This window comes from Herbaspirillum sp. LeCh32-8 (assembly GCF_017814915.1).
Classification (GTDB): Bacteria; Pseudomonadota; Gammaproteobacteria; order Burkholderiales; family Burkholderiaceae_D; genus Herbaspirillum.
Map to the genome: position 1 here is coordinate 311727 of NZ_JAGIPZ010000002.1, position 22027 is coordinate 333753.

Annotated in this window: 15 protein-coding genes and 1 pseudogene; 3 read left to right on the top strand and 13 right to left on the bottom strand. The window is 53.6% G+C overall.

What is annotated here, in order from left to right; translation table 11 throughout:
• The first annotated feature begins 409 nt into the window (after positions 1–409).
• Positions 410–1576: a hypothetical protein gene (locus J8I26_RS06550; protein ID WP_209605360.1), complete on the top strand. Its 1167-nt coding sequence runs from the start codon at positions 410–412 to the stop codon at positions 1574–1576.
• 299 nt (positions 1577–1875) lie between these two features.
• Here the strand turns inward: J8I26_RS06550 and J8I26_RS06555 are convergent, their stop codons facing one another.
• The 3 genes from J8I26_RS06555 to J8I26_RS06565 form a co-directional block, all read right to left on the bottom strand.
• Complete coding sequence (locus J8I26_RS06555; protein WP_209605362.1) at positions 1876–3309, bottom strand: hypothetical protein; 1434 nt, start codon at positions 3307–3309, stop codon at positions 1876–1878.
• Positions 3310–3311: 2 nt separating this feature from the next.
• A complete protein-coding gene (locus J8I26_RS06560) occupies positions 3312–7694 on the bottom strand; it encodes an NACHT domain-containing protein (RefSeq protein WP_209605364.1) in 4383 nt (1460 codons plus the stop codon).
• 129 nt (positions 7695–7823) lie between these two features.
• Positions 7824–9347, bottom strand: coding sequence for a hypothetical protein (locus J8I26_RS06565; protein WP_209605367.1), 1524 nt, complete (start codon positions 9345–9347; stop codon positions 7824–7826).
• Positions 9348–9591: 244 nt separating this feature from the next.
• On the opposite strand from J8I26_RS06565, the gene J8I26_RS06570 reads away from it, so the two are divergent.
• Positions 9592–10167: a hypothetical protein gene (locus J8I26_RS06570; RefSeq protein ID WP_209605368.1), complete on the top strand. Its 576-nt coding sequence runs from the start codon at positions 9592–9594 to the stop codon at positions 10165–10167.
• A 101-nt stretch (positions 10168–10268) separates the two neighbouring features.
• On the opposite strand, the gene J8I26_RS06575 is transcribed toward J8I26_RS06570, so the two are convergent.
• Together J8I26_RS06575 and J8I26_RS06580 are read right to left on the bottom strand one after the other, a co-directional pair.
• Positions 10269–11021: a hypothetical protein gene (locus J8I26_RS06575; protein WP_209605370.1), complete on the bottom strand. Its 753-nt coding sequence runs from the start codon at positions 11019–11021 to the stop codon at positions 10269–10271.
• A 185-nt stretch (positions 11022–11206) separates the two neighbouring features.
• On the bottom strand, positions 11207–11506 hold the full coding sequence (locus tag J8I26_RS06580; RefSeq protein ID WP_209605372.1) for a hypothetical protein: 300 nt from the start codon (positions 11504–11506) through the stop codon (positions 11207–11209).
• A gap of 17 nt (positions 11507–11523) precedes the next feature.
• Between J8I26_RS06580 and J8I26_RS06585 the strand changes: the two genes are divergently transcribed.
• Positions 11524–12189, top strand: a complete 666-nt coding sequence (locus tag J8I26_RS06585) for a hypothetical protein (protein WP_245200158.1) — start codon at positions 11524–11526, stop codon at positions 12187–12189.
• A gap of 290 nt (positions 12190–12479) precedes the next feature.
• Here the strand turns inward: J8I26_RS06585 and J8I26_RS06590 are convergent, their stop codons facing one another.
• The 8 genes and pseudogenes from J8I26_RS06590 to J8I26_RS06625 all read right to left on the bottom strand — a co-directional run bounded on the left by J8I26_RS06590 (position 12480) and on the right by J8I26_RS06625 (position 22009).
• Positions 12480–13025, bottom strand: coding sequence for a hypothetical protein (locus J8I26_RS06590; protein WP_209605374.1), 546 nt, complete (start codon positions 13023–13025; stop codon positions 12480–12482).
• Positions 13022–14935, bottom strand: coding sequence for a hypothetical protein (locus tag J8I26_RS06595; protein ID WP_209605376.1), 1914 nt, complete (start codon positions 14933–14935; stop codon positions 13022–13024). The genes J8I26_RS06590 and J8I26_RS06595 overlap by 4 nt, the downstream gene beginning before the upstream one ends.
• Entirely contained in the window at positions 14932–16797 is a 1866-nt protein-coding gene (locus J8I26_RS06600) for a site-specific integrase (RefSeq protein WP_209605378.1), read from the bottom strand. The genes J8I26_RS06595 and J8I26_RS06600 overlap by 4 nt, the downstream gene beginning before the upstream one ends.
• A complete protein-coding gene (locus J8I26_RS06605) occupies positions 16794–17933 on the bottom strand; it encodes a tyrosine-type recombinase/integrase (RefSeq protein ID WP_209605380.1) in 1140 nt (379 codons plus the stop codon). Before J8I26_RS06605 ends, J8I26_RS06600 begins: the two co-directional genes overlap by 4 nt.
• A 115-nt stretch (positions 17934–18048) precedes the next feature.
• A pseudogene (locus J8I26_RS06610) lies at positions 18049–18354 on the bottom strand (thymidylate synthase); the annotation flags it as partial.
• Between the two features lie 274 nt (positions 18355–18628).
• Positions 18629–19561, bottom strand: coding sequence for a 3-keto-5-aminohexanoate cleavage protein (locus tag J8I26_RS06615; protein ID WP_209605382.1), 933 nt, complete (start codon positions 19559–19561; stop codon positions 18629–18631).
• A 719-nt stretch (positions 19562–20280) separates the two neighbouring features.
• Positions 20281–21213, bottom strand: a complete 933-nt coding sequence (locus J8I26_RS06620) for a 3-hydroxyacyl-CoA dehydrogenase (protein WP_209605384.1) — start codon at positions 21211–21213, stop codon at positions 20281–20283.
• Positions 21214–21223: 10 nt separating this feature from the next.
• A complete protein-coding gene (locus J8I26_RS06625) occupies positions 21224–22009 on the bottom strand; it encodes an SDR family oxidoreductase (RefSeq protein WP_209605386.1) in 786 nt (261 codons plus the stop codon).
• Positions 22010–22027: the final 18 nt, after the last annotated feature.

Below are 22027 nucleotides of genomic sequence, written 5' to 3' on the forward strand. Positions count from 1 at the left end.
CCTGCCGGACGGTGAGACACAAAATCAAAATAGCGACCCTGTTTTTGGGTAGTTATCTTTCTTTTCTGTAGCAGATTTCTTCGCCACTGGCTGTTTCGTCTTGACTGATTTCGGACGCGGTGCCGGCCACGCCACTGCACTTCAATCGGACTTTTGAGGATGCAATGCCCAGTCTCAGAAAAATAATTGAGGGGTGATAGAAAGTGATTGAGATGGGGATGGACGCCCGTTCACCAAGGGAGCGAACTATTGGATAATGGTAACTGGTAGTTACGTAGGTAAGCTGCCGTCGAAAGCCTAAAAATACAAATGGGGGAATTCAATGCAATTAGAGCCGTTAGTATCGTCACTTAAGGACCTTAAAGCAGCACTTCAACATCTGAAACCCAATAGTAGAAGTTTCGCATTGATGTCCCTGACACCAATGGATATCGCAGTTTCAGTCACGGCGTTAATTGAATTCACTGAGGCGGCTGATTGGAGTTCTCTTGATGAGAGCCGGCATTCTTACTTGAATTCTCTGGCTGAGAAGGTTACTAAGATGTCGGAGTCTGTCCCAAGCTTCTTCAGCCAGAATTCATCTAACGCGCCGGTGGCACTTTGTTCTTTCCTTTCTACGTTGGAAGTGCTGCTATCTTCAAGTGCTGGAATGATGGAGATGAAGGCTCCATTGCGTTTGCCAGCGGGGTTGAGGAAGAAGGTCAAACTCGCACAAGAGCAGCTCGATTGGTCTACTGCGAACATGAAAGACATCGAGAAGAAGCTGCAGCAAATTCAGAATGCTTATGATGCTGCGGACAATCTTCCAGCAACTCAGAAGGATTTGGCTGATGCTTTGTTGGAGCTTGAGCGGACAAGGAAATCTGCGCAATCAAGCGAACTGGAGGCAAAACTTAGTGCAGAAGCCTCAGAGAAGCATAAGGTGCAACTGGAAGAAGATGCGAAGCAGGCACAAGCAATTCTGAAGAATATTAACGATGTCTATCGTGCGGCAACTTCACAGGGTCTTGCGCAGGCTTTCAAAAAGAAAGAAGAGACACTGAACAAATCGACGACGATTTGGGTATTTTTGCTGCTGGTTTCACTCCTCGGCGCAGTTGGCATCGGTCATCTTCGATTCCCAGTCATTCTTGCAGCTCTATCGGGAGACCCGAAGTGGGGGATAGTTGGAATCCACATGGTCATTTCCGTACTTAGTCTCGCCCCGGCAGTTTGGTTTGCCTGGATGGCCACTATGCAAATTGGCCAACGATTCCGTCTTGCTGAGGACTATGGATACAAAGCTGCCCTTGCTACGGCCTATGAGGGTTATCGTAGCGAAGCCGCTCGCTTAGACCCGCTGCTCGAGGCGCAGCTGTTTGCCACGGCAATCGGGCGACTTGATGAAATTCCCTTGCGACTGGTGGATAACGAAGTGTCTGGCAGTCCTATGCACGAACTAATCCGGTCCGATGAATTCAAGACGGCCTTGTCGGTTGTTCCAGGTCTGAAGGATGCGACTGTAGCTTTCCTGAATCGCTTCCGTTTTAAGCGGGAAGCGCCCAAAGTCCGTACCCTCGAAAACGCCGACGGCTAAACGGACGCTAGCCTAAAAGGTGGATTCAATAGATTTTCGAGCGGCCTGGGCCTTCCAGGCCGCGGCAGCCTCCGATATTGTCGGGCCGCTAGTTTCGATTTGGCTGCTATTGAAAAAGTCCCAGGCGCGCCAGCTGGATTTGCCGGCTGGAGCTACCCAAATCTCCATTTCAACGTCGTGAACGATTACGGTTGTCCGCTGCGATGTGCTTTTGGTTTTCACGTTGGATTTCAAAATGCCGACCAAAATTTGGTAAAAATAGTTGATGAGAAGGGAGTGTGGCCGAACATACGGCGCTTTTATTCTATTGAGCCGTGAAGAATTCGCCAATTCCAGTCTGAATACGATTCCTCTCGCTCGAGAATCGTGAGTTCCCAAAAATGTTGAAGCCTATAGCCATGCCCAGGAGCGATATTCTCGAGGGGCTCCTTCTTCATGACCAGCGAGACTCCACATGGGGTACTTGCATCGCGAGGATGACTGGCTTTCCATTGTTGGTTCCAGTAATTTAAGTAACCTATGGCTTCATCACCCATTTTGAGAGTTAAACCACCAGCCGCGGGAACTGCATTGATAACGGTGTCTTCGCTGTAGGGAACCGGAAGGTGTGGGAAGCGCGGAATTAAGTCAGTAGTGAGATAACCGATATTGTGCATGGGGGCAGGTGCTATTGCCGGAAGTGCTCTTGCACCGTTATTGAATTGCATCGGCTGTATAGCGATTGATGGAATCTGCATCTCGTCTGCGTCTTCTTGAGCAAAAGTGATGTATTTGTTCAGAAAGTAGTCATGCATTCTCATAGCCATTTTTGGATTGGCCGAGGGCCCCTCGGTATAACATGCGGCTATCCGTAAATCAGCGCAAAACACTTCGCTCCTTTGCAGAGGTGAGTTCAAATGCAGCAGTGTGTCGCCGGCGTCAGCACATTCTTTAATCAGCGCACGAACTAGCGTAGAGCAATCGGTTTCTTCGGTCACTTGTGTAGATGCTAGTCGGCCAGCCCAAGAGGGGCGTTCACCTGGTGGCATCTGTGTGTAGATAAGACTTCCGGGTATGACGTACGCTGCCTCTTGATAGACTTCATCTTCGGGCATGCCCCACTTGTCAAAAGCCAACGAGAGAGTTCTTAAATAGGCAGACCGCGCATAATGACAAGGTCGTGGAATGACCTGAGTCACGCTGCCAGAGCCTTCGGTCCAGTATTCAAACGACCCGGTAGCCGGTTGTCCAAAACGAGCAATAAGACGCTCCACTTCATATTCCCATTGACGCACGAATGGGTAGCCCGACATCTCCTCCAGGCCGGTAAGCCTGGTCTTTACTATTGGCGGGACTATTCGAGGATGCGTTATCGCAGTAGCTTCTTCTGCAATTGCATAAAATTTTGGCACTTCGCCAGAGTGGGCCTTTGACCAAAGGTTGATGAGCGGCGGTTGGCCAGACATTTCCATCAAAATATAGTCAGATATTGGAGACGGTGCGGTCAATGCTTGCCGAAGCGCAGCAGTGCTTACCAATGGCGATTTTCTGGCGAGGAAAGCAACCATGAGTGCCTCCGCGGCCTCAGACTCAAGCGACAGACTGGAAAGGTGTGCGAGATATTCTTTCCAGACAAGTTCGCCTTTGTCGCTCTGTAAGGCCTCCGCTAAGGAGTGGATGACCTTGAGCTTTACAGGCGGGAGAGGATGTCGGAGGCGATAGAGACCGAGCCGAATGAAGTGCTGTTCATCCATCTTCAGTTTCCTTTGTACCAAGCCGGAACAGGTAGTGGGATGTCGCTGATTTCATCCACGGTCGACTGAACCATTTCTCTTGTGATTTTCTTTGCCTCATCGTGCTGCCCGACGATAGTCAGGAATTGAACCAGCCGGCTATGCGGAATCATTAGTGGCTCCCTACCGAAGCTAGTATCCTGCACCGTGCTATCGGCGATGAAGTCTTTCCACCTGTTCTGGAAGTGTTTCGCGAACAGATGAAAACGCGCAGTCGATTCCTCCTGGTGATAATACTCCTGCCAACCTTGGCGATGGATTTGGGCCGCTACAATCCAACGGTAAGCCTTGTTTTTTCCTTCAAGCTTGATGCTGACGGGCAGCATCTCATCGAAGACGCCCGTGGCGCCGTATGGAACCTTTCCATCAGACAGGTACTTTTCGAGCGCTTTGAGGAGCTCCGTTCCTTTTCCTTCTTTGAGCCAATAGGAAATCCATTCACTAACCAAGCGGTCCCCGGACCGGATACGTATGTCCGTGCCAAACGAGGCGACCATAGTGTCTAGTTCATGTGGTGCGAAGGCCGATACATCTACCTTGTGGCTGTCGGCAGTGTCTGGTGAGCTACTACCAGAGTCATCCTTTCCTAGCTCGTCAACGGGCTGGTCGAGATATTGCGCATTCTGACTGAGAATATCGTTGGCGCATTCTGAACCGGCTCTCGCTGCATCTCTGATTTCTCCCAGACATTCGGAGTCCCAAAGGGAGGGAGCGATAACTTGGCGAGCGACTTCACTTTCGATGATTGCCGGCACGGCTACTGAAAGAGTTTTCTCGGAGCGATACCATTCACCGGTCTCTAAGTTATGCCCATACATCGCGACATAGCTATTGGGCATGTATGTTGCCAACATTTTTGCCATGTCGGTCTGAGCATGTCGTGTGCCGTCGCCGTCGGTTATTTCATTGATGTTGGCTACCATCGCGCACAAACTGCCCAGCATCTCTTTGGCGAATTCGGCGTCGTTGGGGGCAACGAGTTCGATTGCTTCAAGTACATGATGAATCGCCGCGTCTTTTCTCCAGCCGTACCCCATCACACACGACAGCGCACGATGAAGAAGCTCTCGACCTATATCTTCGAGAGACTCGGTTTGGCAAGCTAACTCGCAGAGCAATAGATAGTTGTCGGCCCGGTCGTTAAATTGCGATATTGAACTAGATATCTCGTCCATTCTCTCCTTCAGCTCAGTTTCGAGCGTGGCCGGAGAAACAATCACCATATGCGTTCGGAGGCAATCCTTAAGCCACCCATGGAACCAGAAATTTGGAGATTGCGATGCTCTGCGCCATTCGGCATCGCTGACCAATCTGAACTCTTCAAGTTGGCTACCCAGGTGGAAGAGGTCTTTCGATATGCTAATTAACGCGCGTTGGAACGTGAATTGGTCCGAAACGTCCTCATAGCCATTTGTTTCCCGAATCTTTCCAAGTGCCGTGAATATGAAGTCGAATTTGGGGCGTTCCCTGCGGGCGAGCAGTCCGCCAGCCAACTTCGCGCACCTCACGATTTCAGGAAATAAGCTGTTTATCCAAGGGCGATGCCGGGTCGATGGCATATCGAACGGTACGTCAGCTCCTTGGGCTTCGATGACTTTGGCTACGACGTGGAAGAAAAGCCTGTGGAAATACGATTCAAGTAACTCCGCAGGCACGTCGTAATGGCGCTCTTTATTGAAGGCGCTTGTGTCGCCATTGAATGGTACGGAAAGCGATGTTCCGGGAGAGTAGAGTCGCGCCCAGCATTCTGTCAGTGGGTGCCGGCCGAAACTGGAGAACTCCGTTCGCTCGTGGATATGAATGGATTCGATGGCAGAGAGCCGAATTACCTGAAGCTCCAGACACTCGCGCATCTCATCAGATAACTTTGCAGGAAGCCAGTCAAGCAGAAGGTCTACCTCCCGTAGCCGGCTGAGTTCGTCCATGAAGAAGCTAAATCGTGCATATCCATTCCTGTGCTTGAACAGCGTCACCAGCCTGTCACGCTTGAATGAGTTTGTTGCAGCCAGGAGTTCCAGCATGGCCTCCACATCGGACTCGTGGTTTTGTCGGTCTATTGTCCCTGACCTGACTGCATCCACAATTCTCATATTTATCGCCTTCGCGCAATCGATGACGTCGTCGTTTCTCTTGACGCGAAGTAATTGACGTCCCAGAAGGAGTAGGTCTCCAATTTCTGCTGTGCGGAAAGACGTAGAGAGCGCTTTTAAGGGATAGTCATCATCTGTCAGTGCGAGAGCACAAACATCTATGCGGAATGAGTCATCGATTTGGAACTGAGGGCCATTGTGAAGACGCGTCTTAAGCCACCTCAATCTGACGGCGCGCGCATAGTCTTGTCGTTCAAATGCAATAGATTCCGCTTTCCCCAGAATTTTGTTCATCTGGTGCTCGGGGTATGCCTTGCTCATGCTCTCGATAATCCATTCCCGGGAAGGCTGAGAAATCAGATTTTCTGGCGAGCCAACTTTCGCCTGGAACAGCCAAAGCCATCCCCATCGGTGGTACGGTGGGGCGCTGTCCGCGAGCCATGCGACCACTTTGGGAGCCAGATGCGATGCACGTTTCGCATGTTCGGCGATTTCCCGGACGAAGGCAGGAAGGCTTCCGTGGAATGGGATGAGACCAGCTTCCGCATCGTAGAGAAGATGGCGAATCTCTGTTTGTAGAGTTCCGGAGCGTATTCCTAGTGTTTCTTCCAAGCTCAAGACAGGCCACGCAAAGTCACAATCTGCGACCAGGTGCAGAGCGTCCCGTGCGTCGTGGCTCAGGCGAACCCACAACGCATGATAGTAGGTTCGGATGTCACCGTCGGGGCAAGCCGGAAGCTTAGCCACGTCCTCGGGAAGGAATAGCCTATGCTGTAGCTTCAGTGCCTCAAAGCTATAAGTGAGATGTAGCGGGTGCCCCTTGGATATATCGTGGAAGGCGGTTGTCAGGTGGGCGATTGGTTCGATGCCGTCATGTGAGGGCTGGTCTCGAATCTCGAATTGGTCACCTTCAAGGCGTTTCTCAAGCCAGGAGCGGATAGACGGTAGTGACATGCGAGGAAGTTCATGCCAGTCGTCAGCTGGCACATGGGTCGCCAATCTTGACGGAAGCTGCTCTTCACTTACCCGTTGTGTCCCCAAGACCAAGACTCCGTTCTCAGGGACGGGAATCAAGTGCTTGAATAGCGCCTCCAGCGGCGCAAGGTCTTTGGCATTCTCTCGCCAGACGTGGTCTAGGCCATCAACAATGACGACAAATCTCTTGTCTTCGCTTCCGTACCCGTCTGCGCAGGCCTCAATCCAATCACGAAGATTCTCTGGGGCGTTCGGCAAGCCGGTTACGAGTCGGCTGTGGTAAAGCTCCATCTGGGTCATGAGGGAGTTCGCCACGGAAACCAGAGAGAATCGCTGCTCAACCTCCTGTTGGTTCAGATAATAGTGATGCCTGATGTACGGAGTCTTGCTATGTTCCAGTTCCTTGCACAAGTAGCTTAGATATGTACTTTTTCCCTGCCCTGGCGAGCCCCACAAAACAGAGGCGACACCCGGTTTGGCCAGGATATGGGCATAAAACTCTTTGTGGAATTCCTCATTGGGAGGTTGGTAGTCATCGGGAACGTCGAATGATTGCTTTAACGGCTTTGGCCGGCGCCTGTCGAGTTCGCCACGCAGAATGCCGAGGGTGATTTTTCCGTCGGGAGCGGGAGTGTTCTTGCGAATGGCCCAGTCTACGGTTGCGTGGAACAAACAATGCCAGCCGTGATAGGTTGTGTGCTGACCTAAAACGAGCCTGTCAATCAATACGTCCTGCAGGCGCAAGTAGTCTTGATGCGAATGCTGGAAAACGAAGTCTCGGAAGAATGCCTCGATTCTCGGCTGCTCCGGTACTTGCTTCAGTATCTCCGCTTTGACGTTATCGGGAATTTTCTCGAAATCGATTTTCGTACCATCAGCGTTCAGGCACGTTTGGAAGTCCCTGTGTGGAAGTCGATTGGTGACGAGTGCTGCTAAGTGAATAGGAGTTGGGGCCACGCTTTCCCATGCGGAAAACCACTTCTGGATGAGGGACTTGCCCTTGGGCGTATGCTGTAACAGCCAATCCCACGTCAGTTCATAGGCTGGATTGAGTGGGTCCACCGTGAACTTGACCTGGTAGAGAACCAAGGACCCATCGCTACGCTGGGCGACAATATCGTCCAGGCCTTTCGGCGACTCTGCGTCATCCGCTTCAAATTTGACCCAGGAATACAGAGAAGGGTCGTCAAGCCAGTCACAGAGCAGCTGAATGCCAACGAAGTTCTGATAAACGTATCCACCCAAGGTGATGGTGGTGCTCTTGATAGTTTTGTTCGCCACTTTGTATGTGTTCGTTTATGTGGATAGAAATCGCTGCTCTACCATTTGAGGGCAGACAGCTGTTCTTAAAGTCGATGAAGGCCAGCCAGGATAGGCACCGAATGCCTATCCCGGTGAACGATTCAATTTTCAGTCGCTAGGCCGCCCCTTACTTTGCTTGCGTTTGGCTAAGAAATCGGTCGGCTGTTTGTTTCTAGGGAACGCTCGGCATAAGGCGGCGCCGGTAATTCGTTTCATGTCCAGAAGTTCTGATACTTCAGTTTCCCAATCAATGACTCGATTGGAAATTAAGAACTCATCGATTTCTTCATCACGCTGTACAGCACTAGCGGTGTCGCTGGATTTGATGAACAGGTCGCTGACTGTGAAGTTTCCCTGGCGTCCGGTTATTTCAATAGTGGTTGCTAGCGCGATGACGCGGTCAATGACCTCATTTCCATCAATTTTTGATGGAAAGCGCATTGCTCTCCAGTAGATTTCCGAGACATCCGTAGTCCCGAACGTCGTGGAAATCAGCATGGCGTCCGAGCTGATTTCCATTATTTCGTCATCGTCGGCATAGACTGGGTTGAAAATCATGCGTCGATACCCTTGGGCATACGCGCTCTGCAACGATGGCAAATATGGAAGTGCACGAATGGCTTCAGGAACGTCCCAGTCTTTTGACGGAGTGGAGCGATTTCGAGGCAATATGCGTGCAGCAGGGCCGACGTGCTCAGTGAGTCCAAGAACATCAGCTGCAAGGTCCATGGCTGCAAATTCTTCTATTTTTGCGGAGCCAAGTGCAATGTAGCCTGACTTGCGGGGCTTCAGGGCCGTTGAAAGATAAGAGAGCAAGTTTGCTGGTGCCTTGGCATGGGCGAGCGATGGCTTTGACGGCCGAGGCGCCGGCCAAGATGCAAAGAAATCACTGCGTGCTTCCAGTTCCCCTTTCTCAGTCACGACGCCTCTAAGGGTTTCCTTTGCCAGTTCGTGGCCATCCTGTTGGGCGGAGACCATGAGGCATATATCTTGGGGAAGTGTGTCGTGGGCCGGCGTCTCGCACAAGACGGCGATTCGATGTCCATAGTTGGCTGCACGTAGACACGCCATCTCCAGCCGTTCTGAACTACTTTTCCACGACTGCTGATTGAGCTCCAGCGGGCCGATGACGATAAGCGTGCCGGTCGGAACCCGGTCTAGCCCCGAAGACCACAGGCCTCCGTCCCCCAGGTCAATTGAATTTCGATGCGCTCCAGCTCGTTCGGCGTACACCAAAGCGCCATCGGTAGCGTCTTCATATGACTCTAAAAGAGCCTCGATGGCCTTGGAGGATGTGGTGATATATACGCCTGCTGCTGGGCCTGCTGGCCAGATATGCGGCGCGTAGGCCGCAACAGGGGTTCCTGAGGCGGCAAGTTGTGCCAGCATCTCTTGAGCAGAGTATTCGACGTTGAATAGCTTTTGCAGCCGGAAGGCCAAGCGGCCAGCTGATGCCTGGTCGAGTTCACATCTCGCGACCTGAGGAGGGAAAGCCAGTACCTCCGGCCAATTTCGAAGACCAGGCAGCGCCGCGATGAGGTCAAGCGACTTGTTGTGGCCGATGGTGTGATTGCGTTGTTCAAGAAGACCGCGGACGTGCGCGGCCAAGAGCTTCAATTGCTCGATGTCCATTGCTTTCTCCAGGGCGGGCTATCCGGTGCACGCTTTGCGGGGCCGCCCATTGAAAACAATGACAGGAATGGGGGGGGGCTGCAGTGTTACATCGTCTTCGTCGTACCCTTTCGGGCGCGTGCGGCAGGCGACGATTGCCTGCAAAGATTATAGGCGAAACGAGGCCCGGTGGCGCGAGCACCTTCTCAGCTGGCCAAAAGTTTGATTAAAATGCGCCCGGGGATATTTCCGTAGGGAATTGTTGATGTTCGAAGACATTTTTGGTGCTAAATGGGGGCGCTTTGTAGCGGCTTTGGTAGTTATGGCTTTGCTGCTGGCGGGATTCTGGAACTTCGTTACCGGAGAGCCTTTTTATTTCAACGGGCAGCCTATGGGATTCACAGATGATTTCCGGAATCTGAAGAAGGCCTACGGAGAGCAGGCTGAATATGTGAAGTCGCTTGAAAAAAAACTTGAAGCTGCAAATGTAGAGATTCGTCGGCGGGATAAAGCGGACGAAGGTGCGTCTCCGTGGGCTTTTGTCGACCGCGTGTCGTTTTCAACTGATGGGGAGTTTCATGGCACTAAGCTCAGTGGCAACGGCCGCTGGAGCGCGCCGCAAAGCAATGTCTGGTTTAAGTTGAGCTCGCTGAGCGACGAAGAGGCGGTGTTTGATACTAATTTCTCGGCACCGTTTGATACAGGCATGCGATTCACAAAAGTGACGAATAGCTACGAATGGAATGATGGCCGGTATCAGCTTTCGGTGAGTGCCATGCTCAGACCTGATTTGGGTAAAGTGACTTTGCTAGTGGAGCGCCGGCTGAAGGCCGTACAGTAGTGTCAAGTAACGCGCTTTCGTCCAGCACACTTTGTCGCTAGTCATTAAGCTAGGTAAGGGGAAATCCGCACCTTGCGCGGTCATGCGGATTTTCTTCTCGGTCATTCGTCGATGTGGATGCTTATCCATGGCGCATCTGGTTTGACTTCAAACGTATCCACAAACTCTTGATATTCCTCTTTTGCCTGTTCAAGGTGAACCGCATTAGGGAGTAGCCGGGGTTGGGCATTGTCGGGCAATGCTTTTATTAGAGTGGCATGAACCAACCCAGGAAAGAGAGGAACATACCGCTCTCGGTCACGAATCAACTTCGATGGTGTAACGGTCGAGTCCGATTCTTCCATGCAGAAGTAAAGTGCAGGAAGCGCGGCATCATACTCCGGGGCATAAAGTTGAGTCACCCAACATTCGGCACCTTCCGGTACCTGTATTAATGCCCGAGCCAGGCTAGCAATCCAATCGGCAGCGCTGTACTTCAGAAGTTCAGAAGGCGACTTAGGGACGAAAATTGATTGCAGCTTAAAAGCAATGCTCGTAGGGGGAATGCGCTCCGCATACGCTAGTTGGCGCGGTGAATTGTCACCCATGTATGGTGCGCTGGCGCTAATGCTGTAACAGGAATTGTGTTTTAGCTGCCTAGATATAGCCTCGATGTTGATAGAGCCCTTTCCAAAGGGTACGAGGTGAGGTTTCTTGCCCTCGCTTTGCGCTAGTAAGGCCTTCCATGTCTCGAAGCCTTGTTCACGCGCCACGAGGTTAAGAGTGGTTCTAAAGCTCAAGCCTTCTGCTCGTGCCCGGCGCTTTGCCTCACGTTTCAGTTGAGCGATTTCTTTTGCGGAAAATTTCTTTGACATAGGAGCTCTCCAAAGTGCCACCTGCCTTAATTTCGTCCACTGAATTAAGAGCGGCAGCTCTAGGGAAAAACTCGCTATGGTTGGAGTGCGCACGTTGCCTTAGGCTTGGTCTGTGGACGAACGGGCCGACGTGTGGCGGCTCATGCCTAAAACATACAAGACGGCGGTGTCGTTGTAAAGAGGCGCTACTCTACAGTCTTGGCGCGAGGCTTGAACACACGCTTGCGCTGCTTCACTTTTCTCGTCACGACGACGGGATTGAGTACCTCTGGCGCCGCGGAGAGCAGCCAGGAGAAACGGTCCATGCCCGTCATGACCAGAACGAACGTCCGCAATGAACTTCCATTTCCGCTCTCCAAATTTCGTAAGGTGCGTTCGCTGATGCCTGCGTGCGCCGCAAACGTCGCTTGGTCCATCCGCAACATATTGATGCGGAAGCTCCTCAGGCGTGCTCCCAGTAGCGCTTCTTTTTCTTCAGGAGACATTTCTAAATGCTCCTACGATGTGGCGCATCCTCCACGACTTTGACGGATGTGTGGCCTGGCTAAGCAGCAGAATATTGCCGGTTGTTGAGCGTCGTGCGCCGTACCGGCAAGAAATTGCCGATGGTGTCGAGGAGCGGAGATTGCGGCCGATTGAGTGGGATGAGCGCTGCTGCAACAATTGCGGCATGAGCAATCGCACACGTGAAATTTTCGATGCAATCCACCGGGCGCCGGCCAACGGACGACAGGTCCTGGCGCTTTCGAGGGCAGATGCGGAACAACTCCCGCTGATTGACGGCGTCGCCATGATTTCCATCACGGCACCCGAGCGGCCGCCTGCACAACTTCCGGAGCATCCCTTTCTCCTGCGAATGAGCTTCGCTGATGTCGATTTCTTGTCTACTGACCTTTCAGAGCGAGCAAAAGCCAAGCTTCCAGATGCCATGACCAAGCGGCAGGCGGCGGAAGTATTAGAGTTCGCTAGGACGCTCCCAGATTCCGTCAAGACGCTATTGGTCCACTGTGAGGGGGGATTTTCTCGAAGCTGTGGAGTTGCGGCTGCTTTGGGTGAAATATTCCAATATGAAGTGGAAGCGACGCGGCTCGGGGGCGCGAACCCCAGTGTGAAGAAGTTGCTGCTGCAAGAGGCCAAGGGGGACAACAAGCGGAAGCGCTCCCGGTAGCCACGACGGAAGTTGTGGAAAGATGGCGGTTGTTCTCCGCCATCGAGAGCCAGCAGGCAGAGATGTAGTGTACGGATGGGTGACATGTGGAAAGCAACGGCCAGCGTGCTCCAACCGTGGAGAGCCAACCATTGTGCTGTATATCATCAAATGAATTCTACGAATAACGTAGAATTCGGGCAAGCTAATTTGACGAGCCGTGCGGGACGGAGTCAGCGCGAGCATGCGCCGCTTCCTGCATTTATACCTGGTACGCTATGTAGAAACGAAGTAAGAAATCCACGAGCTTCCTAGCCTTTAGTCGTGTCACTCGGAGCAGGACTCGCGGATGCAAAGGGGATGACCTGAGCTTTGGTCTGGCTACTGGCGGCGGATGCTAGTTTGAGAGCTTTGAGCTCGGCTTCATACTTCTCTGCAATATTTTTCCATCTGTCTCGCTGCCCTTCGATGGTTTTCATGGCCTTTTTTAGGTCGTCATGTTTGAACTTCCACATCAATAGTTCATCACGATTCTTCCCAAGTTGCTCTTGAAGGCGCTCGACCTGAGTAATGTCTTTTGCCGAACGAGGCGGCGCTTCTTTTGCTTTTGCCTTTTCAATTTTGTACTGTTTGGCTTCCTCCACCAGCTTATCCAGGGCCTCAAGTGGCCATTTGCGGTTTCGCAAGGTGCCGCGAGTGCAGCCCGATAAGGCCGCCAGATTTGCCTGAGTTCTTTTTTCCTTTCTGTCAGCAGCCATCTTTTCAAGCGCAGCAAATATGCGCTTAGTCAAGACGTCAAAATCAGCCACATTGCGTTGGTCAAACGCAAAGGACTTCGTTGGAATTTTTTCAGTCATACAACACCTAAATTTTTCAGGATTCCATGTGCTCGCTGTGCGGTAGAAAGAAGGCCCTCAGCTGCATGCTGCATGTCGGGACGCGCGGCAAGCTCTTTGTTTTGGAATTCAACTTTCTTCCAGACGCCGACATGACTCATGGTTATCAATGCGTTTCCACATTTGTCGGGAGCACATTGGAGCGAACCAATACAAGGAGGTTTCTGTACGGTCCCATCCTTGTTCTTTATGTCGCGTTTCCCAAGGCAATAACCCATGCCTACGCTCGAGAATGGCATCTGTTGTTTCGAAATCTCGGCAAGAATATCGTCGACCGTCATGCCCTCTGCCATCTTTCCTTCGAAGTATTGCTTGCGGTCTCTCTTGAACTGCTCCGCACCGCCGCCAGCGACAGGTGCATCGGGATGATAGAGCGATTTTGCAAGTTCAAACTGCGCCATCGGGCGACTCAACGCTTTCTCGAAAACCATCTCTGGTATCGACCCATAGGTCAACGTTACTTGTGGAATGGTCGACCGCAAAGCACTATGCATATGTTTTAAATGGTAGGAAATATACGGTAGGCCCAGGTCGGCTCTTGCAAGCTGATGGGCCAAAGTATTTCGGCAGCGCTGGGTTGAAATAGGAATGTTTGCCCAAGTGCCGCTCGTATCGATTGTCCTTACGTAACGGGTCAATGCTGCCGACAATCCTGTGGAGGAATATGCTTGCCCTCCATCAAACGCAGTATTCGGAGTGGAAAGCAAATACTGATTCCCAGAGATGGAGCAAATCAATTCCAAGCATTTGAGTGCATCGCGCATTGCAGGAATGGCTGGCCATATGTCATTGTCTGCCGGCTTGTCCAAACTCTCATGTTTGATGTGAGTGCCAACCAGATACCAGGCACCACGTATTTGCTGCAAACAACCAATCTTAAATCCGGTCAGGTCGCTGTACCTGGCACCTGTGTAAAGGCCGATGACGGAGCATGCGGCCTCATGGACTCGTCTGATGTAATCCCAGACATCTCCCAAGGTACAACCGCAAGATTTCAGCACATTTGATTTGGCATGTTTTCCTTGACCATAAGGAGCAGGACTGTATTCGTAAAGGAATGCCGAGTGGGCGCTTCGACATTCTGAATATGTCTCGAAAATGAGTTGCCCCTGTGATTTCAAATTGTCGAACGGCGGCGGAATTACGCCCGGTACGCCGGAAGCTGTTCCTTCGCCTATAAAGCGAAGGAATCCAGTTACATCATCGGTCGCAGAATTGCTAATCAATCGGAACAATGGGGCCGGGAGAACAATATTTGACCTATCCCTTGGGACCGATGGTTTAAAGTCCATCGTTTCAATATCGGCGGCCGTCCATGCTGGAGCGAAGCCATGACAGATTTTCTTGATTACATCGGACGCTAGATACGTCAAAACTCGTCGTAGCTCTGCACCGGTTCCCAATTCCCAATCACGTAATGATTCGCGAATATGCTCAGCAGTAATTTCACTCGGTGATTCCGCGGGAGGTAAAGTTCCTCCGATAAGTTCTGATTTGCTGTGAATATGGGCAAAAAAAAGCAGAGCGTAATAGAGCGCCTGAACTACTGTCTTTGGATTGTTCGCTGACTCCAATTGCTTGCGCTTGATGCCGACGGTGGCAGGAGCATATAAATACAAAAAAGCGAATATCTTCAGAAGCTGCATGGTTGCTTCGGGAACATCCGTGCTAACGTCAGCTCGTTCCGGCCACCAGTCCAGTGTGAGTTCGCCATCAGAGACATATGCCATGCGCGGATTCTTTGAGTCTTTGAAATACCAGCAGCGGTCTCCGAATTTTGAATGGATTGAGACAGGTGTATCTGGAGAAATACCATGTGTAATAAGCTGCTTCAGAACCTCATTGTCGAATTTTGCAAAATCGAAAATCACGATATGCCTCCAGGATAGACAATCGGGTCAATGACCAAGTCAAGAAGCTCAGATGCTGCCACTGCTTCGTTAAGTACGGACTCGTCAAATTCGCTAGTGTCTGGGTCGAAGATCTGGTCCAACACAGACAAGGTTTTTTGATAAAAATGAATGTGCGGCAAATCCACACCGTCCTTTTCGGTTGCTACGCGTATCTGAGTGCGATAAAGAGCCAGAATGGGGAGGTGTTCTTCCATGATGACGATGTTCTTGCATAGCAAGCACATATTGAAGCGAGTACAGCCTTGGCCTTCAACATAGTCCGCCGAAAGTTTGACGATGTTTGGCGGGTCGAAGACGTTCTTGCAATTACTGATTAGGCCGTGGAATGGGGACGTCGCCGACGGTGGCTGATATGAAGATTCCTGTGGCTTGAACTCGTTGTGGTTCTTCCAGATAACGACCAGATGCTCGTTGACTTCGCGATTGGCTGCGTCGTCCAATACCCTCTTCTCGATGTAGATGAGCGTGGTGCCGATGTGCTTATGGCCTGCTGCTTGCTGGATTTCGAAGATGTCCTTCCCCTGAGCCGCCATTTCGGTCAGTCGTGTGGGCCTAAAACGGACTGGAGTGAAAGTTATCCGAGCGCCGTCTGGGGTGCGGAGGTCATGGAGCTCTCCAATTTTCTTGCACCACTGATGGTATTTCCAGAATGACAGAGTTTGAATCTCGCCAAAGCAGTTCTTACCGGAGGACTGATAGACGAACAGCTTGTCTCTCATTTTTTTAGGACACGCTGGGTTTTCACGCACCGCTTGCGTTAGTCTCAGGATTTTGTCGATGCACCGCTGTACGAGAATTGAGTGGTCTCGCTTGAGAGGTATCTCGACATATTCATAAGCATCAGCTGGCACCTCTTTATTATTGAGGAGCTCCAGAAGTAGTTCTTTTTCGCCCTCAGAGCGCAGCTTGAAGTATCCGAGCACCGGGGTCCCTAAGAGAGGATGCTGTGAAAGGCAGTCGAATTTCAACTCCGCGAGCGATTCTGGATTTAGGCCCGTGAGATATCCCAACTGGACGGCCAAGGGCCAAAGCACTTCTCGGTCAATGTGGACGGTTACCCCCCATTCTCGATATAAAGCCGGATAACCTCCGTGGTAATTTGAGGCGCTTGATAGGAATCGTTGGTGTGTCGGTCCATCCGGATGAACGCGAGAAACCGGCACACACTTCATGACATTTTCGAAATACCAATGCATGTTTTCAGGTAATACCCACCCGTAACCATTTTGAGGATAGTACCGAGGTGCAATCCCTGAACCTTTTGGCGGGCGTTCTCTCGGGTCACGTCCTACATTACGGTGCTTATAACCAGCAAGAACTGCATTGGTGTATTGCATCTCTGAACGGACCAATTCAAGAATTGCTGCCAATTCTTCGTTGGAGTATGCATCGTGAGCGTTGGTCTCGCGCACTGGTACTGCCATGCTAACTTGGAGGATAGTTTCTGACGCAATCAGACCCAGAAACTGGGCTTCTTGCAGCACTTGCCTGACGCAACTGACAATTGTGACTCTCCAAGCGGCACCAATCGGCCTATCACCATTTTCATCTCGGAGGGCATTCATCCAGCTAACATATTGAATGAGAGAAAATAGACCCCACCGTTCCTTCAGAACAAATGGTCTATTACCTTCTGTTTCCTCTATGAAGCGCAGATAGTATTGAAGTGCGCTCGCATAGTTCTTCTTGCCGCTGTTTGAAGGTGTGCGCTTCCGTCGTTCTTCGAAAATCCACTTAATTTGGGCAAATGGGTCCTCATCGGTCGCCTTGGGGAGACCGAGTATGGTGGCCTCATCGAAGAGGACAACCTTGCCGCTCACGATTTCTTCCCAATTCTCTTCTTGGTCGGTTCCCGTTTCTGGGGACGATATGTGGCATCGAAGATGCGTTGGGCTTCCTCGAAAACTGTCCGTGCTGTGTCGGTATTCTGTTTGTCATACAGCCGTTGCTGAATGATTGCCGGGATATTGGAGTAGGTAGTCTCTGTAGTTTCGATACTGCTGTGGCCGAACATCTGCTGCACAAGAACCAGATTTTCCAGAAGCGATGAGCCGAGCTCGCTCGTAGCGATGGAAAACGCTGTTCCATGCCTCAGCTTATGGGGACTAGCATTGGCTAAACCAGCACGGTTACCCGCGCGCGTAACCATGGCCTGGAGCGCCTTCTCCGTCCAAGGTTCGTTAAAGACATTCAGGAGAGCCGGCTTTTCGTCCTCTTCAAATGCGAAATTGAATAGGTATCCGTGAGTGTTATGGTATTTGGCCATGCGAGAGAGCATCGGCCGAGAGATGATGGTGTTTCGCTCTTTGTATTCTTTGTTGCGTCCCTTTGACCCCCGCACGAACAATGGGAAGTACATCGTACCTTCGGGAAAGTGCCTCCAATCCGGCAAATCTTTTTTCAGGATGCGAGGGACCTCCGAAACTCGCACTCCAGTGTCATACATGAATTGGACTGCAATTCTTTGCGCTTCGAAGTGCGCACCGATGATTAATGCTATGACTTGGTCGGCGTTGAGCGAGCGCGGCATCTTGCGAGTGGGCGCAGCCACTAGCCCGGCGGAATTTTGGGGGTAGACAGGGCGCTCATGAACATAGTGAGCCTCATCCGTATTCAGCCAGTCCATGAACTTGCGAACGGCTGCTTCCGCCAGCTTGATTGTGGGTGATGCCTGATGAGTTGCCAGGGAATTGAAAAAATCCTGCAGCACTGGCCTGCGTATCATCGCAATAGCGTCGTCAAGTCGGACGCTTCCATATACGGGATGATGTTCTAGGAATGTCCCTAAGTCGCGATTTTTCTCTGCATACCTATCTAAGGTTTTGTCTGCCAGCTTCTTGGTCTTATTTGTGACAAGTGAGCGAAAAAAATCTGTTGGTAATTCAACAATTCGCTCTTCGTCGTCAAGGAAAAGGTAATGTGTCTTTCCATCGTAAGTTGTTTTGTGTATTTGCATTTCGTAAACTTTTTATCGAATTGAGCAAATTAACTTGGAAGGATTTTAAACCTGTATCCAACAAAAAAGTTGCCCATTTTAGCCGTACTGAACAAAAAGCGTTACGGTAGATAAAAAGGTCGTCCACGCCCTCGCGGAACGGATTGGCCAGCCACTCGGCGTTTTCATTGGCGTTCTGATCCCAGACCTTGCATCCCAGTTCGCGGAAGGTGGCGGCGCTGCGCGTGGCGCGCAGGAAGCCGACCAGCTCGCCCACCACCGACTTGAAGGCCAGGCGCTTGGTCGTCACCGCCGGAAAGCCCTTTTGCAGGTCGAAGCGCATCATCGCGCCCGGCACCGAGAGGGTGCGGATACCGGTGCGGTTTTCTTGCCAGCTGCCGTTGTCGAGGACGTCTTGGATCAGGTCTTGATATTGTTTCATCGGGTGTGGTGTTCGGTTGCTGAGGTGGCTTGCGCCGCGCAGGAAGTCCGCGTGCACTGCGGCCCGGTGCGGCATGCGCGACCCGCGTTGGCACAGGGAAACGACGCATTCAGGCATCAATCGGATGGGGGAGATTGTAGCCTATCCGCCCGGGCGTCTGCCGATGTTGGCGCGGTGTTGTCCTGCCGGCAAATGTCATCCCGACGGCTGCCAGCAAAAAGGCCGGAGGCGGCGAACCGCGCTCCGGCCTGGATGGCAGCTGAGGCTCTGGTGATCAGAAGCCCACGTTGTTGCCGCCCTTCAGTTTCAGCATCTCGCGCGCGTCGTCCGGCGTCGCCACTTCCAGCGACAGCGCCTCGATTACGGTGCGGATGCGCTTGACCTGGTCGGCGTTGCTCTTGGCCAGTTGGCCCGGGCCGTCCCACAGCGAATCTTCCAGGCCCACGCGGGTGTGGCCGCCCATGGCTGCCGACATGGTGGCGATCGGGATCTGGCCGCGGCCGGCGCCCAGCACCGACCAGAAGTAGTCGTCACCGAACAGGCGGTCGGCGGTGCGCTTCATGTGCATCACGTCTTCCACGTCGTTGCCGATGCCGCCGCGCAGGCCGAACACCGACTGGATCAGGAACGGCGGCTTGATCAGGCCGCGGTCGATGAAGTGCGCCGCGGTGTAGAGGTGGCCGATGTCGTAGCACTCGATCTCGAAGCGGGTCTGGTTGGCGCTGCAGGATTCGAGGATGTAGGCGATGTCCTTGAAGGTGTTGCGGAAGATGCGGTCGTCCGACTCCGCCAGGTAGGGCTTTTCCCAGTCGTACTTGAAGTCCTTGAAGCGGCCCAGCATTTCATACAGGCCGAAGTTCATCGAGCCCATGTTCAGCGAGGCGACTTCGGGTTTCAGCTGCAGCGCCGGCTGCAGGCGTTCTTCCACGCCCATGGTGGGTGCACCGCCGGTGGTCAGGTTGATGACCACGTTGGACTTGGCCTTGATGCCCGGCAGGAATTTGCGGAACTCGGCCGGGTCCTGGGTCGGCTTGCCGTTTTGCGGATCGCGCGCGTGCAGGTGGACGATGGCGGCGCCGGCTTCGGCGGCGCCCAGCGCGGCGTCGCGGATTTCGTCCGGCGTCACCGGCAGGTAGGGCGACATCGAGGGGGTGTGGATGGCGCCGGTGACGGCGCAGGTGATGATGACTTTGCGGGATTTGGCCATGGTGGTGTGCTCCTTTAGGTGTTTGTTGTGGTGCTGGTTTTTGGTCTGCTTGGTTGCTTCTTTGTTGGGTAGTCTGGTCTCGCTGAGTGCCGATGTACTGGCTCTGTCTCTATCTTTCTCCGGTCGGAACGGAGCGCCGGGGGGCGGCCCGGCAGCCGCTCACTTTTCTTGCTCCGCCAAGAAAAGTAAGCAAAAGAAGGGTTGGAGCACTGCTCCAACAAAACCTAAGTGCCAGCCCCCTTCGGGGGTTCCCGGCGGAGCGCACTGAAAAATGGGCAAGGCAAAGTCGCTGCGCTCCAATTGCCTTGCTGATCCATTTTTTACCGCACCCCGTCGGCTGGTCCACAAGGGGAAACCTGTCCGGCTCGCCTGCGGCATTGCCCAGTCTCATACTCGCCTTCGGCATCGCGCTGTCTCTTCCTCGCCTGCGGCATCGTCCAATCTTGCGGCATAGCCTTTGCTCTTTCTCGCCTGCGGCTTCGATGTGCCGGCTCGCGATCTCATGTAATCCGTCATCCCGGCGAAGGCCGGGGTCCAGTGTCGTTTGTCGCGTTTCCCGGCATCGGCACCGGCATCCATCACTCAAGCCGTATCAAGCTCCAACGGTGGTCGTCAAGACAGCGTTGCTATTTCACTTAATCCGTCGCCCCTGCGAAAGCAGGGGCCCAGCGTCGTTCGTTGCGCGTCCTTCAGCGTTTGATACGTTCGAGCACTGAATCTCAACTCGGCTGCTTGCGTTTGTGCGCCACCAGCCCCATCAGTCGGTTGTCGCGCCAGCGCGCGCGCTCGCCCAGCTTGTCGGCCGGCAGCGCGGCGCGCCTTTCTTTCTCGATCTTGGCCAGCGTGTCGGCCTGCCATTCGTTGGGCGGTTGGGTCTTGGCGACGTCGCGGTAGGTGTGGCCGTAGCGCTTGGCATAGTCCAGCACGCCTTCCGGCGCGTTGAGGTCGATGGTTTCGAACGGGCCCATGAAGGACCAGCGCAGGCCCAGGCCGTCTTTGAGCACCTTGTCCAGATCCTCGGAGGAAGCATAGCCGTTTTCGTACAGGTTCAGAGCTTCGTTCAGCACCGCCCCCTGGATGCGGTTGAGCAGGAAGCCGGTGATCTCCTTGTTCAGCACCACCGGCGACTGGCCGGCGCGGGTGTAGATGTCGCGCGCGCGTTCCACCGTGGCCTTGGAGGTCCAGGGCGCCGGCGCCAGTTCCACCAGCGGGACGAGATAGGGCGGGTTGACCGGGTGCGCCACCAGGATGCGCTCGCGGCCGGGCAGCTGCTCGGAGAAATCGGAGGTGGGAATCCACGAGGTGGAGCTGGTCAGGATGGTGCCGGGGCCGGCCAGGCGATCCATCTCGGCGAAGATCTCGCGCTTGACCTCGACCGTTTCCTTCACGTTTTCCTGCACCAGCGCCGCGTCCTTCAAGGCGTCGGCCAGGCTGGCGGCCGGCTTGATGCGTTCCAGCACGGCGTCCACGCTTTCCTCGATCAGCCCGTGCTTGTGCAGGTCGCCGACGTTGTCGCGCAGAAGTTGCTGGCAGGCTTGCAGCGCCTGCGGCACGGCGTCCCAGATGGCGACCTTGAAGCCGGCGCGGGCAAACACGATGGCCCAGGCGCGGCCGATCAGGCCGGCGCCGACGACTGCGATCTTTTCGCTCATGTCCGTCTCCTCAGCTCAGGGTTTCGACGTTGCCGCACACCGACAGGCTGCGTCCGCTGATGGACGCGCCGGCCGGCGAGCAGATGAAGATGATCTGGTTGGCGATGTCCTCGGCGGTGACCATCTTGCGCATCGAGACCTTCGACAGCACGCGCTCGCGCATCTCTTCATGGTCGATGCCGTAGGACGCGGCCTTGGCCGCGATCACGCGCTCCTGGCGTGCGCCGGCCACCACGCCCGGCAGCACGGCGTTGACGCGGATGTTGTCCGGCCCCAGTTCGATGGCCCAGCTTTCGGTCAGGCCGATGATGCCGTACTTGGAGGCCGAGTACGGCGTGCGCTGGGCAAAGCCCAGGCGACCGGCCACCGAGGAAATGTTGACCACCGAGCCGCCGCCGTTCTTCTTCAGCATCGGCACCGCGCGGCGCGCGCACAGGAAGGGGCCGGTCAGGTTGACGGCGATGGTCTGGTCCCAGGCCGGCAGGTCGACGTCTTCCACCCGCGCGGTGGGGCCGGCGATGCCGGCGTTGTTGATCAGCACGTCCAGCTGCCCGTTCCACTTCGTCGACAGCTCGACGAACATGGCGTCGACCTGCTTTTCATCGGTGACGTCGGTATGGCTGTAGCTGACCGGGGCGTTGTTGAATTGCTGGCGCGCGGCGGCGAGGAATTCGTCGCTGACGTCGCAGATGTGCACCTGCGCGCCGGCCTCGACGAAGGCGGCGGTGATGGCCAGGCCGATGCCTTGCGCGCCGGCGGTGACGATGACTTTCTTGTCCTTGAGGTTCAGATCCATGATGCGTGAGTCCTTGTT

Bases quoted from the DNA above. Each gene is read 5' to 3' on its own strand.
- J8I26_RS06550 (WP_209605360.1), top strand. From the start codon at position 410: ATGTCCCTGACACCAATGGATATCGCAGTTTCAGTCACGGCGTTAATT.
- J8I26_RS06555 (WP_209605362.1), bottom strand. From the start codon at position 3,309: ATGGATGAACAGCACTTCATTCGGCTCGGTCTCTATCGCCTCCGACAT.
- J8I26_RS06565 (WP_209605367.1), bottom strand. From the start codon at position 9,347: ATGGACATCGAGCAATTGAAGCTCTTGGCCGCGCACGTCCGCGGTCTT.
- J8I26_RS06570 (WP_209605368.1), top strand. From the start codon at position 9,592: ATGTTCGAAGACATTTTTGGTGCTAAATGGGGGCGCTTTGTAGCGGCT.
- J8I26_RS06575 (WP_209605370.1), bottom strand. From the start codon at position 11,021: ATGTCAAAGAAATTTTCCGCAAAAGAAATCGCTCAACTGAAACGTGAG.
- J8I26_RS06580 (WP_209605372.1), bottom strand. From the start codon at position 11,506: ATGTCTCCTGAAGAAAAAGAAGCGCTACTGGGAGCACGCCTGAGGAGC.
- J8I26_RS06585 (WP_245200158.1), top strand. From the start codon at position 11,524: ATGTGGCGCATCCTCCACGACTTTGACGGATGTGTGGCCTGGCTAAGC.
- J8I26_RS06590 (WP_209605374.1), bottom strand. From the start codon at position 13,025: ATGACTGAAAAAATTCCAACGAAGTCCTTTGCGTTTGACCAACGCAAT.
- J8I26_RS06605 (WP_209605380.1), bottom strand. From the start codon at position 17,933: ATGCAAATACACAAAACAACTTACGATGGAAAGACACATTACCTTTTC.
- J8I26_RS06615 (WP_209605382.1), bottom strand. From the start codon at position 19,561: ATGGCCAAATCCCGCAAAGTCATCATCACCTGCGCCGTCACCGGCGCC.
- J8I26_RS06620 (WP_209605384.1), bottom strand. From the start codon at position 21,213: ATGAGCGAAAAGATCGCAGTCGTCGGCGCCGGCCTGATCGGCCGCGCC.
- J8I26_RS06625 (WP_209605386.1), bottom strand. From the start codon at position 22,009: ATGGATCTGAACCTCAAGGACAAGAAAGTCATCGTCACCGCCGGCGCG.